The 13,557-nt window shown below is 45.2% G+C and carries 10 protein-coding genes; 5 read left to right on the top strand and 5 right to left on the bottom strand.

The window, feature by feature from the left end:
* Window positions 1-4: 4 nt before the first annotated feature.
* Together DW205_RS04565 and DW205_RS04560 are read right to left on the bottom strand one after the other, a co-directional pair.
* On the bottom strand, window positions 5-2,119 hold the full coding sequence (locus tag DW205_RS04565) for an outer membrane beta-barrel family protein (RefSeq protein ID WP_005867266.1): 2,115 nt from the start codon (window positions 2,117-2,119) through the stop codon (window positions 5-7).
* 222 nt (window positions 2,120-2,341) lie between these two features.
* Window positions 2,342-2,854, bottom strand: coding sequence for an FKBP-type peptidyl-prolyl cis-trans isomerase (locus DW205_RS04560; protein ID WP_005867264.1), 513 nt, complete (start codon window positions 2,852-2,854; stop codon window positions 2,342-2,344).
* Window positions 2,855-2,983: 129 nt separating this feature from the next.
* Between DW205_RS04560 and DW205_RS04555 the strand changes: the two genes are divergently transcribed.
* From DW205_RS04555 to DW205_RS04545, 3 genes are all read left to right on the top strand, one after another.
* Complete coding sequence (locus DW205_RS04555; protein ID WP_005867262.1) at window positions 2,984-5,218, top strand: S9 family peptidase; 2,235 nt, start codon at window positions 2,984-2,986, stop codon at window positions 5,216-5,218.
* Between the two features lie 15 nt (window positions 5,219-5,233).
* A complete protein-coding gene (locus DW205_RS04550; protein WP_005867260.1) occupies window positions 5,234-7,093 on the top strand; it encodes a mechanosensitive ion channel family protein in 1,860 nt (619 codons plus the stop codon).
* 100 nt (window positions 7,094-7,193) lie between these two features.
* Window positions 7,194-7,802, top strand: coding sequence for a hypothetical protein (locus DW205_RS04545; RefSeq protein ID WP_005867258.1), 609 nt, complete (start codon window positions 7,194-7,196; stop codon window positions 7,800-7,802).
* Between the two features lie 105 nt (window positions 7,803-7,907).
* Here the strand turns inward: DW205_RS04545 and DW205_RS04540 are convergent, their stop codons facing one another.
* A complete protein-coding gene (locus DW205_RS04540; RefSeq protein WP_005867256.1) occupies window positions 7,908-9,125 on the bottom strand; it encodes an aminopeptidase C in 1,218 nt (405 codons plus the stop codon).
* Between the two features lie 154 nt (window positions 9,126-9,279).
* Here DW205_RS04540 and proC point away from each other — a divergent pair, with 154 nt between their 5' ends.
* The gene (gene proC / locus DW205_RS04535; protein ID WP_005867255.1) at window positions 9,280-10,083 is read left to right on the top strand and encodes a pyrroline-5-carboxylate reductase; all 804 of its coding nucleotides are present in this window, start codon (window positions 9,280-9,282) and stop codon (window positions 10,081-10,083) included.
* A gap of 62 nt (window positions 10,084-10,145) precedes the next feature.
* Here the strand turns inward: proC and DW205_RS04530 are convergent, their stop codons facing one another.
* A complete protein-coding gene (locus tag DW205_RS04530) occupies window positions 10,146-11,333 on the bottom strand; it encodes a proline dehydrogenase family protein (RefSeq protein ID WP_005867254.1) in 1,188 nt (395 codons plus the stop codon).
* Between the two features lie 90 nt (window positions 11,334-11,423).
* Window positions 11,424-13,055, bottom strand: coding sequence for an L-glutamate gamma-semialdehyde dehydrogenase (pruA, locus tag DW205_RS04525; protein ID WP_005854238.1), 1,632 nt, complete (start codon window positions 13,053-13,055; stop codon window positions 11,424-11,426).
* A gap of 216 nt (window positions 13,056-13,271) precedes the next feature.
* Here pruA and DW205_RS04520 point away from each other — a divergent pair, with 216 nt between their 5' ends.
* Window positions 13,272-13,460, top strand: coding sequence for a ferredoxin (locus DW205_RS04520; protein WP_005854237.1), 189 nt, complete (start codon window positions 13,272-13,274; stop codon window positions 13,458-13,460).
* The last annotated feature ends 97 nt before the right edge of the window (window positions 13,461-13,557 follow it).

Genomic DNA, 13,557 nt, shown 5'->3' with positions numbered 1-13,557 from the left:
AACATTATTGGCCAAACCGTGAAGAATCGATCTCTTTCTTATTCTTCCGGTTCATCTTGCCCAATGTATACTTTAAGGTGAGCGATACAGAACGAGTATCCGAATAGATCGTCATATCACTCTTCTGGCTGGGATAATCAATATGCGTTTTCGCACGTAAGCCCTTTAATAAGTCCTCACCTCGTAGCATTACGCTTAATTTTTTCGGTATCGGGTTCCAGACAAGCCCTGCCGATACATTATAAATACCATCCACATCATAGATACCTTGTATCGAAGGCGCACTATAGCGAGCATTCACTTCCAGCGATAAGTTCTTCTTCTTTGATAAAGTAAACGTATTGAACAACATCAACTGCCCGAACAACTTTTTCCGATCAAACGGAATGTCGATAAATATTCCCTCATCTTGAATCAACAAGCCTGATGCCACGAACCGTGAGCTAACCGCCCCACCGATCCGAAACGGGATAACTGCCATCGCCCCGAAAGTATTATGCTTATCGAAATTAACCGATTGGTAATAGGCTCTCAACGCTTTCGTATCTTGATAATACAATTGGCGAATATAATTCACCTGATGATTGGCGAATAGTCCAAAAACATATTTCTTTTTCAAGATATAATTAGCCCTAGCCATATAAATACGTTCCGGTTCCAAATAAGGATTTCCCCGTACCTGACTATACACATTCAAATAAGAAACATTCGAGCTCATGGCCCAATACGCCGGATACTTCTTATCGCTGGAGAAATTGACTTGAAGCATATTCGATGGATCGATCGTATAACTCAAGTTCAATTGTGGATAGAGATTTACCCCAGACCATAAAGTCCATTTCCGGCCCACCGAATCAATCACCGCCTTATTATACTCCGCCGAAAGAGAAGCGCTCAACACCAGTTTCTTGCCAAAACGCTTAGAGAAACCGGCATACAATCCCGCCGTATACTCTTTTTCTTTTTGGGCAAACGTAGCTGACAGATCCTCCTGTTTATCTTGGTAGGTAAAGGAGCTATTATCCGTAAAGGATAACTGCACATTCGTGCCCGCGTTAATTTTCCATCCTTTTCCAAATACCCGTTCGAAGTTAACGAATACATTCGCCAAATGGATATTTTGCCGGGAGGTAGCCTCCACCTCTTGTTTCGTATCGGGATAATCCGAGATCATATATTGATCCCTGCGATCCTTATAATAGGTATAATCCACCCCTGCGTTCAAGTTCTTGGAATGTGCATAATTCAACCGTACATTTTGAAGATTCTTCGGGCCCGATAACTTATTATTACTTTCCGCATTCTCAATACCCACAAATAGAGTGTTCGAATATCGTTTGGAATTAGAATCCGTTATCTTGGCATAATAAGAAATATCCACCTCACGCCCCTTATCCATAAACCAACTGGCACTTGCCCCAATCGTATGGTTCATGGAACGACCTACCGCCATATTTTCTTGCAGGATCTCATAAGGACGATCCTTCACGATGGGATAGGCGTTCATATCCTCGGTTGAACGGGAATGGTTATAATTAGCGGAATAAGATAGATCCAGACTATATTTCTTTTTGGAGTAGGATAAATTCACTAATCCGGTTGGCGAGAAGTAGAAAGCTTGCTTTCCGGTCAAAGAGATATCGGCACTTAAATCCTCATTCACTTTCTTCTCCATAATGATATTTATACTACCTCCTTTTACGCCATATTTTGGAGGAGAGCTATACAAAAGCTCTATACTCTTTACTTTGCTGGCCGAGGTAGATTTCAGAAGCTCTACAATCTGGGACAATGACATTGAGCTTCTACGTCCGTTAATAATAATGTTCGTAGTAGGGACGCCGATGATACTAACGTTGTCCCCTTCTTTCACCAATCCGGGAATCTCTCCTAAAATATCAAATGCAGTATTCACCGGTTTGGCCCTGATCAAGTTAGGCACGTCGAAAGATAAGGCATCGTCCGTAACCGTAACCAAAGGACGCTCGGAAGTAACGTAGACATCCGGCAATTTTACCGTAATACTATCTTTCACCAAGATAACAGAATCCTTAGTCTGTGCATTTACAGCGACAAGAATATTCAGAAGCAACAAGAAAGGAACAATGGCAGTCTTCATAATATCAAGATTATGTTTATAATCCGCCAAATTAAAAAGAAAAAAGGAGATAAGCAACGAAGCTATCGAATATTTACGAATAAATCGTATATACACTAAAAATAAAGCAATTGCACCACACCTGCTTATACTATTAACCCGTTGGCGGAATTAAGTAACCGTGCTAAATCTTATAAAGATAAAAATCAGATCAAACCGAATGTGCCTTTAGTCTGATAATATTCATTCTACCTTATCCAAGGTAAAAGTAAAGATTAAAGTAGAACCTCCGGGGATACCGCTATAATCTCCATATCCATAACCTAGCGAAGCCGGGATAATCGCCTCCACGGTCTCATCCAGATGGATATTCAATAAGACACCGCTTAAGCCCGGGATAATGCCGTTCATAGAAAAACTTGATCTATCCAGTTTCTTTTGAAAGACTTGCCCGTCAATATACTTCCCTTCCAGATCAAGTAAATAAACCACTGAGATTGCGGAAGGTGTCGTTGTCCATTCATTCTCTTTCCGAATGATCCGGTATAAGGCGGTATCACCCCCTAGAACAACTTGCTTATATCTTAATTCACCCTTCTCATCTTTCTCTGTTTTCTTTTCCCAGATGTATTCCTTGTTTTTGTTGATATAAGCCAATTGCTCTTCCGAGAATTGAAGCTCATCATCCCCACAAGAAGTAAATCCCATCATCATGATCACTAAAAGTGACCATACATACATTGAAAGTGCTTTCATTCCGATTTCTATATAAAATTAAATTATGATTATTCTTGATTTCCGAGGCGCGAATATACAAATCCATTTTGTTATATCAACTAACTTTCCGTTCTTTGCATAAATATAGTAGTAACCAACTAATACAACATGAAACTAAATAAATTAATAGCGATCGCCACGATCAGCCTTCTGTCGGGAGGTATAAGCATGGCACAAAAAGCGTTGAATCTTGAGGATATAGTTGCCGGTAACATCATACAAACAAAAGGCATCGGAAGCATGACTTGGCTAAAAGACGGTGAACGTTATAGCCGCTTGGAAAATAATAAGCAAACCGGAGGCACGGATATCGTCGCCTATCGAGCGAAAGATAACTCCCGTGAAGTCATTATCCCCTCATCCCTATTGACGGACAAATCTACCGGAAGGCCTATCCCCGTACGTAGCGTCTCTTGGAGTGCGGATAATGAGAAAGTCTTGATTTATAACAATACCCGACGGGTATGGCGTTATGATACACGGGGTGACTATTGGGTATTAAACCTAAAGGACGGCGCTTTACGTCAATTGGGAAAAGGAATGCCGGAATCCTCCATGATGTTCGCTAAATTCTCTCCGGATGGCACACGTGTGGCCTATGTTTCCAACAATAATATATATGTAGAAGATATAGACTCCGGGAAAATCACGCAGCTAACAAAAGACGGAAGCGATACGATTGTCAACGGAACCTTCGATTGGGTATATGAGGAGGAGTTCAGTTGCCGGGATGGTTTCCGCTGGAGCCCGGACGGAAAGCATATCGCCTATTGGCAAAGCGATACGAAAGGAACGGGAGTGTTCGACATTATTAATAATGTAGACTCCATCTACGCAAAGGTAATTCATTTCCCATACCCCAAGGCAGGAACCACCAATTCAGCCGTAAAAGTAGGCTACGTTTCCTCTACCGGCGGGAACACCACTTGGATCGCCATACCCGGAGATCCCCGGAACAACTACCTGCCCCGTATGGAATTCATCCCCGAAAGCGACGAGTTGTTCATACAGCAACTAAACCGCCCGCAGAATACAAATAAGGTATGGATCGCCAAGATATCCGATAACTCGCTGAATAATATCTTCACCGATACGGATGCCGCATGGCTGGACACGAATGATAACATACAATGGTTAAAGGACAACCACTATTTCACATGGGAAAGCGAGCGTAGTGGCTGGCGGCATTTATACCGGATAAGCCGTGACGGAAAAGAGATACAACCCATCACCAAAGGTGATTTTGATTATATCTCGCCGGTCGGGACCGATCTACAAAAGGGCTGGGTCTATTTCATAGCCTCCCCGGACAATTTCACCCAACGCTACTTGTACCGGGCTAAAGCATTCGGCAATGGAGAAGTGGAGCGTGTAAGCCCCATGGAACAATCCGGACAGCACCGCTACAACATGTCACCCACCGGCAAATGGGCTATACATACGTATAGTAACGCCTCTACCCCATCCGTTATCGACATGGTTTCTTTCCCGAAACATCAATCCGTACGCATGCTTGAGGATAATGCCCAAGCCAAGGATCAATACGCCGCCTTAGGATTAAACCCGAAAGAATTTATCAAGGTCAAGTCCGGCAATCTAACCTTGGACGCATGGATGATAAAACCTGTCGATTTCGACGCATCCAAGAAATACCCGGTTATCATAGAGGTATACGGCGAGCCGGCGAGCGCCACCGTACAAGATGTATGGGGTAACGGAGATTTATGGCAACAATATATGGCGAACCAAGGCTATATCGTGGTGAGTATAGAGAACCGGGGCGCGAATACTCCTCGTGGGCGTGAATGGCGTAAATGTATTTACGGGGAAGTGGGCACTTTCTCCTCCGAGGATCAAAGCAGAGGTATTTTAGATATGGCCCGTCAATATCCGTTTATCGATGCCAGCCGGATCGGCATTACCGGATGGAGCGGCGGCGGCAGTCAAACCTTGAACTGCATGTTCCGTTATCCGAAAGTATTCCATACCGGTATAGCGATCGCTTTTGTCGCTGACCAGCGCCTATACGACACGATCTACCAAGAACGTTACATGAATACTCCGCAGAACAATCCGGAAGGCTACCGCAAAGGTTCCCCGATTACCTATGCCGAGGGACTGGAAGGTAATCTGCTGCTTATTCATGGTACGGGAGATGATAACGTGCATTACCAAAATTGCGAGATGCTGGTGAACAAGTTGATCAAGAACGGAAAGATGTTTACGCAAATCAGTTACCCGATGCGTAGCCATAGCATCAACGAAAGGGAAGGAACGACTCTTCACCTACGTAAGACAATGGCTAAATACTGGCTGGAGCATCTTCCGGCCGGTGGTAAATAGTTAATCCACGATTCAATGAAACAATTTTTATTGCGATTAGTGATCTTGGCAGGAATCAGTTTCCTGCCAACGGTGTCCAACGCCCAATTAAGGGAAAAGGCCGAAGAACTATTGTCTACGACATTAGGCAATGATCCGGAGGAACCAGTTACCCCAACCGATACGCTTTCGCTCGATGAGCAACATCGGCAGGATTCCATCAAGATGCAGGAGCTAGCCCTCCAGTTGCAAGAGATGAAACTAAACGAGATCTTACTGAAAGACGAGCTGGAAAACACGAAAAACAGCAACGCTACCGCCGACTCCCTAAAAAGGGCCGAGCAACGAAACCGTATCGATTCCCTTCGGGCACTGACTCCCGGCGTACCTGTAGTCGTAGAGGGGGATACCTTATTTCACCTTTACGCCAAGCGCGGAGGTCGCACTCCGGTTGACCGGGCTGAGGACATCCTCAATATCATGGTAAAGATCGGGACCTCGCATTCCTTGAAGAAGGATTCCATCTATATCTATGACAGCGAATACGTAACGGATATCATGTACGGAGATAAGGTTATCCTAAGTATCACCGATCAAGATGCCCTATGGCAAAATCTCAGTCGTATAGCCCTCGCAGAACAATATCAACCGATTATCCAAAACAAGATACAAGAGCTAAGGGAGCAACATAGTATCTTGCAGATAGCGAAACGGGTATTATTGTTCATCCTCGTAATTATCATCCAATATTTCCTGTTTAAGCTGACCAACTATCTGTTTAAGAAACTACGCAGGAAAATTATCTGGTTAAAGCAGAACCGACTCAGATCTATTACCATCCGGGATTATGAATTTCTCAACACACATCGCCAAGGACGCGTATTGATGTTTTTCACCAACGTAATACGATGGATCGTGTTACTAATCCAATTAACCATCAGTGTACCGATCCTTTTCGCTATCTTCCCGCAAACAGAAGATCTAGCCTTGAAGATATTCTCCTACTTGTTGGAGCCGGTAAAGATGATCTTTAAATCGGTAGCTTCCTATATTCCGAACTTGTTTATCATCTTGGTGATCTATTACTGTATCAAATACATCGTAAAAGGAATCCAATACATAGCCAACGAGATAGAGAGCGAGAACCTGAAAATATCAGGTTTTTACCCGGATTGGGCGCAACCGACGTTTAATATCATCCGTTTCCTGCTATACGCCTTTATGATCGCCATGATCTATCCTTATCTGCCGGGATCGGACTCGGGGGTATTTCAAGGCATATCCGTATTTGTCGGTTTGATCATATCGTTGGGTTCCAGTACGGTGATCGGAAATATCATCGCAGGGCTGGTCATTACTTATATGAGGCCCTTTAAATTGGGTGACCGTATCCAACTAAACGAGACGACTGGCAACGTGATCGAGAAGACTCCGTTTGTCACCCGTTTACGTACCCCTAAGAATGAGGTAGTGACCATCCCGAACTCCTTTATCATGTCCTCCCATACAACAAATTATAGCGTATCCGCACGGCAATACGGATTAATCATCCACAGCACGGTTACGATCGGCTACGACGTACCTTGGCGGCAAGTTCATCAATTATTGATCAATGCCGCCCGCCAGACCACCGGGGTATTGCCAGAGCCGAAGCCTTTCGTATTGGAGACCGAACTAAGCGATTACTATCCCTGTTATCAAATCAACGCTTATATAAAGGACGCCGATAAACTCGGGGATATCTATTCCGACCTGCATCAAAACATACAGGACGTATTCAATGAGGCTGGCGTAGAGATCATGTCACCGCACTATTTCGCCGGACGAGACGGAAGCGCTTCCACGATCCCGGCCTCTCCCTATCTGGATGACAGGGTAGAGCCTTCAAAGAAATAAATATTTCACGGTAAATAGTTAAAAATGATCCCTCACGAAACAAATCGTGGGGGATTTTATGTTATATGTCCAAACGTCACTAATAAAATAAATAATGGTAATGAAAAAGTATTTTATCGCAGTAGCGGCTATGGCATTTTTGGCCGCATGTAGCGGGAAACAAGCCCAAAAGGATGTACCCGTAGAAGTAGAGGAAGAAGAATTCGCCATAATGTCGGCGGCTCCGGACGCTCCGTCTCTGCCACTGATCCATTCTGTTAAGGCGACTCAACCGGCAAAACCCGTGAATATGAGAGATTCCTTGAAGGCTGATCCTAAAAAGGGACCGGTTATCCAAAAAAAGTATAAGGGAACCCTGACTTCTCCGGATAGCGTGAATGTAGATTATGACTTAACCTTGTATTATCAACAAGATAACGCAGACGAGGAAGGCGTATTCGAGTTGGATGCTCTTTATACCGTACCGGAAGCAGTAGCCTCAAGCACCGGAGCGGCGAAGAAAGCTCCTCAGAAAGCCATTACAACCGGTAAACAAAAAGTAAAGCACGGAGCTCCCGATGACGTTAGCGCAGTAATCTACGAGTTGATTCCTAGTGATGGCGAACCCGTCATTTATTTCCTAGTAGAAGGGGATAACTTGACCTTGATGAACGACGCGTTGCAAAAAGCGGCGGCAGATCTTAACTACACACTAAAACTTGTTCAATAATATAGGCAGCACATCTTTGTATATATAGATCACCCCGATAGTCTTACCGGATCGCCGGAAGCTATCGGGGTTTAGTTTTTATTTAAACCATCCTTAGCGGACCGATTATTTGATACCTAACTTGGCTTTGATCGCTTTAGGCAGGGCATCTTTATGAACCACGATATTCATGGTCTTATAACGGACAAATGCTTTGGAAGCATACCAAATACCGTTATACTTGTTGTTGGTTCCCCACGAGTTCTTCACCATATAATACTCGTTACCTTCTTGATCTTTGGCGATACCGTAAATCTGCATACCATGGTCGTCGGTCGTCTCATAATTATCATAAGCCAACTGGCGCTCTGCTTGCGTACACCATTTCTGAGGTTGCGGTTTTGTGTTCAGCTTCTTTTCCTCCGGTTTCAATTTCAACCAATGAGCCATATCGGAACCGCTCAACTCCTGTACCTTCTCATCATCAGGCATAACGGCCACTCCGTCACGAGTAAAACCAGATTCGCTCACGTCGGAACCCCAAGCGATCGTATACCCCGTATTAATCGCGTTATCAAAGACCTCCATAAACTCATCCAGCGGCAAGTTATACGACATACCGTGACGCCAGTTATCCTGAATCTCTAGCGGGAACTGGGTATAGAACGGATGATGCGCATAAGAAGTCAATGAGACATAATCCGAAGCCTTCAAACCTGTAGACTCGAAGAAAGATTTCGGTGTATATTCCTTCCCTTTATACGTGAATTTCTCAGGAGGAACCCCCAAGTAGATCTGATGTACGGCAGCGACCGCCTGCTTCCATAACATGGCGTTATTCTCATCAGACTGCAATTTGCGTAACTTTCCTTTGGCGATAGCGGCCACCATAGCGTCGGTCAAGGCGGAAAGCTCGGTATGGTTACTCAACGTATCGGAATACATTACGCCCGGGCGCATCTCCTCTTCCGGAACCAAGCCGAATGTTTCCATTCCATAGAGCGCGTCATAGAAAGATCCACCTTGCGAGAACGACACATCCCCATGCGTACGCACGGCAGCATCGGCACGATCCAGATAGGTGTTATATACCGTAAACATCTCGGATAAGTCATACTCACCCTTTCCCAGACGAAGCAACTCAGACTCCAAGAAAGCGTATGAGGAGTAGCACCAGCACGTGCCCGCACGATTTTGGTTCTTAACAGATGTAATCGGGTTCTCTTTCACGGTCGTGAACACGAATCCCTCCTCGCTCTCTTTCTTCTCCGTGTCCTGCGCTTGGATCGTAGCGGACAGCGTCAGAGCGAATAGCATGCTTGAAACTAGAATAGTCTTTTTCATGTAAAATTTTATATTAATATTAGTATTAAGTCCGTATCACCCGCAAATGTAAGTTTTTTATCCGTAGCTAACCCTACAAAGTCGTACGTATTTGAGATATTTTATCTAAGTTTGCCTCCTCAGGAAACATAATATATAACTAATTATCTGCAAAATGAGAATATCTATTATCGGTTCGGGTAATATCGGTGGAGCGATCGCCCGAGGTTTAGCGAAAGGAACCATGTTCAAAGCCTCTGATATCACTTGTACCGCCCAATCGGACGAGACCTTGGAGAAGATGAGAAAGATCGATCCGGACTTTATCTTGACCCATGATAACGTGGAAGCGGCACGAAACGCTGATATCATTATAATCGCCGTTAAACCTTGGCGTGTAGAAATGATTATAGATGAGATTAAGTCGGTGCTCGACTTCGAGAAACAAATGATCGTATCCGTAGCGGCTGGCGTGACTTTTGATCTGTTAAATACTTATTTGACCAAGAACACGGACTTCGATTGTCTGGCTACTCCCACGATCTTCCGGATTATGCCCAACACGGCTATCGAGGTGATGAGCAGCATGACTTTCGTCTCCGCCCGCAACGCCTCCAAGGAGCAAACGGATCTAATCATCCATATCTTCAACGAGCTTGGCAACGCCATGTTGGTAGAAGAACGGTTGATGGGCGCAGGAACAGCATTGGCTTCCAGCGGCATCGCTTTCGCCTTGCGTTATATCCGCGCGGCGATAGAAGGCGGCGTGGAATTGGGTTTCTATCCGAAACAAGCGCAAGAGATCGTGGTACATACCGTGAAAGGCGCCGTTGATTTGTTGCTCGAGAACAAAAGTAACCCGGAGATGGAAATCGATAAGGTAACGACTCCGGGCGGAATCACGATCAAGGGTCTAAATGAGATGGAACTTTCCGGTTTTACCTCTTCCGTGATCCGGGGACTGAAGGCCAGTAAATAAAAATAGGCAGACAAAGTAGTTTGCCAGCACCAATACGCCCCGAAATATGCTGACAAACTACTTTACCTGCCCTCGGCAGGTTTATGTTCTTTCCGCCTAGCCATTTCCATCTCCAACATCCGGAGTTCCCGGCTGGTCTGCCCCGCGACAGAAGTATTCTCTTCCGCACGCCGGATCAAATACGGCAGTACATCCCTTACCGAGGCGTACGGTACGTATTTGGTTACGTTATATCCCGCATGGGCTAAATTGAAGGAAATATTATCACTCATTCCCAATAGCTGCGCAAAGAAAACACGGGAGTCATCGCGGGCGATCCCCTTCTCGTCCATCAATTTCGCCAACTTATAATTACTCTCCTCATTATGAGTTCCCATAAACATCTCAAAACGATCTAAATGATCCATGGTGAAACGGACCGCCGCATCATAATTCTCGTCCGTGGCCTGCTTATCCTTACAAATCGGATCGGGATAATCCAACGCCGCCGCACGGGCACGCTCCGCTTCCATATAAGCCCCGCGCACGAATTTCACGCCGGCGATATAATCTCTCGCCACGGCGTTATCGTAGATACGACGCAGATAAGGCATCCGGTCATGACGATACATTTGCAAGGTGGCGAATACGATCGCACGTTTCTTGTTGAACTTACGCATCGCCTCATCGGTAAGCGCATCGATGGCATCTTGGAAACAATAATCCTCCGCATCCACTAAAATACGTACGTCGTTATCGTAAGCCCGTTGGCAAAGCGCCATAAAACGCTCGCGGAACTCGCGGAAATGCCGGACATCGTCTATCGTAAGCTCTTCCCGTTTCTCGGAAGCTTTGGCCAGTAACTCATCGGTCGTGATCGTGGATGGTTTGAATACGGCATAGGCCAGATTCGTATTTCCTTTCGCAAAATCTATCGAGCGCAAGGTTTCCTCGAAAGTCGCTTGTATGCCCTCCGGGGTCTGCTCGCTCTCCGCCGAATAATCGAGCGTCGATTTCACGTTGTATTTCATCAAGTGGTTGATGGCAGCGGAGCAGTCCTGCAAGGTCTCCCCCCCTACGAACTGTTTATATAAGGTAGGCTTCACCGCCCAAGCCAGCGGGAAATGTATTTTCAAGGCTATACTCGTGGCTACTTTAGCGCATTTTACCAACCAAGGATATTTTATCGTATTAAAAAGCCAATAAGCATTTTGTAGTTCTCCCCGCGACTTCGACGAGAAAGCGATCTCGGTATTATTAAAGTCTAACATATCGTATATAGATAAAGGTAACGTCATGGCGTAGAGACGGGGCGTGCCCCGTCTCCCCCCATAATCAGTTGGTTTTCTTAATTATGACAATTATTTCTCACCTAAGAACGGATACCCGTAGCTCGTCGGAGGAACCAAGCATTCCTTGATACAACGAGGATTCGTCCAGCGAATCAAGTTCAACGGGCCACCGGCCTTGTCATTCGTTCCGGACGCACGGGAACCGCCGAACGGTTGCTGGGCGATCACGGCGCCGGTCGGTTTATCATTGATATAGAAATTACCGGCCGAATAGCGCAAGGTATTGAATGCCTTATCAATCGCATAGCGATCACGGGCGAAAATAGAACCCGTCAATCCGTACGGAGAAGTACGATCACAAAGTTCCAAAGTCTCCTCATATTTAGCGTCGTCATATACGTAGATCGTAATCACCGGCCCGAAGATTTCCTCTACCATGCTCTTGAACATCGGGTCCGTGGTCTGGATAACCGTTGGCTCCACGAAATAACCAACAGATTTGTCCCCGTTACCACCAAAAAGAACCTCTGCGTCCGGAGACTGTTTTGCGTAATCGATATAACTCATGATGTTATCGAACGAAGCCTCATCGATCACGGCATTGACAAAGTTCGTGAAATCCTGCACGTCACCCATCTTGATCTCTTTCAGCATATCGCCCACGTAATCTTTCACCTCTTTCCAGAGAGAAGCCGGGATATAGGCCCGAGAACCCGCTGAGCACTTCTGCCCTTGATACTCGAACGCGCCGCGTACGATAGCGGTAGCCACATCCAACGCCGGAGCGGAAGGATGAGCGAAGATAAAGTTCTTGCCACCTGTCTCGCCTACGATTTTTGGATAAGATTTATAATGCCCCAAGTTCTCTCCGATCTGACGCCACAAAGTATTGAACGTAGAGGTAGAGCCCGTAAAATGGAACCCCGCCAAATCACGGCTGCCCGTAATCACCTTACCGATCACGCTACCCTGTCCCGGGATGAAATTCACTACGCCATCGGGCAAGCCGGCCTCTTGGAAAACCTTCATCAAGAAATAGTTCGAATGGATCGCCGTAGTAGACGGTTTCCATACCGCCACGTTGCCCATCATAGCCGGAGCCATATTCAAGTTGGAAGCGATCGACGTAAAGTTAAACGGCGTGAGCGAGAACACGAAACCTTCCAAGGCACGGTATTCCATACGATTCAATATACCCGTCTCGGAATAAGGTTGATCGGCATATACTTGACTAGCGTAGAAGGTACTGAAACGCAAGAAATCGATCAATTCGCAGGGAGCGTCGATCTCCGCTTGGAACGGATTCTTGCTCTGTCCCAACATAACCGAAGCGTTCAGGATATAACGATATTTCGTAGCCAACAACTCAGCTACACGAAGCATAATAGACGCACGTTCCACCCATGGAAGTTCTGACCATTCCTTATGCGCTTTCATGGCGGCGTCGATAGCCATTTGTACTTCTTTCTCGCCCGCCTTATGATAAGTAGCCAATACATGATGATGATCATGAGGCATAACGACCTTACCGGTATTACCCGTACGGATCTCTTTTCCGCCAATTACCAGAGGAATATCCCATTCCTCGGAACTTATCTGCGCCAACGCTTTCTTTAAGGATGCTTTTTCACTTGATCCGGGAGCATACGCTTTTACCGGCTCATTAATGGGTTTAGGAAATCTAAAAATAGCATTATCCATAATACTTCAGATTTTTTAAATGGTTATTCAATGAAACTTTCTGCTGTAAACGTAGCAAATTTATTTTAAAACAGTGGCGTATAAACGTTAATATATATCAACCAAAGATAAGCTCATTTCACGGTCTATACAATGATCTAAAAGGCCTCTCCCGAAAACAATCCGCGAAAGTTGTTTGTTACATTAACATATTAATCATCTTAAAGGAATAAAATTATGGCAATTAAAAGAGTTTGGATTGAGGAGGATTGCATCGCTTGCGGTACATGCGAGGGCATTTGCCCGGAAGTATTCACAGTTACAGATCGCTCACGTGTAAACGAAGGAGTTAATTTCGATGATTTCGAGGCGGGTATTAAAGAGGCTGCCGAAAGCTGTCCGGTCGAGGTTATCAAATACGAATAGACAAAAACACATTAACCCTTACTTTTCCTTCCTAGATAAAATCTCAGAATCATTGCGCAATCTATAATAACACGTTACCTTTGCCGGAGGTAAGGTT

It is taken from the genome of Parabacteroides sp. AM17-47 (genome assembly GCF_003434625.1).
In the GTDB taxonomy this organism is placed as follows: domain Bacteria; phylum Bacteroidota; class Bacteroidia; order Bacteroidales; family Tannerellaceae; genus Parabacteroides; species Parabacteroides distasonis.
This window is presented reverse-complemented; position numbering and strand designations above follow the sequence as displayed.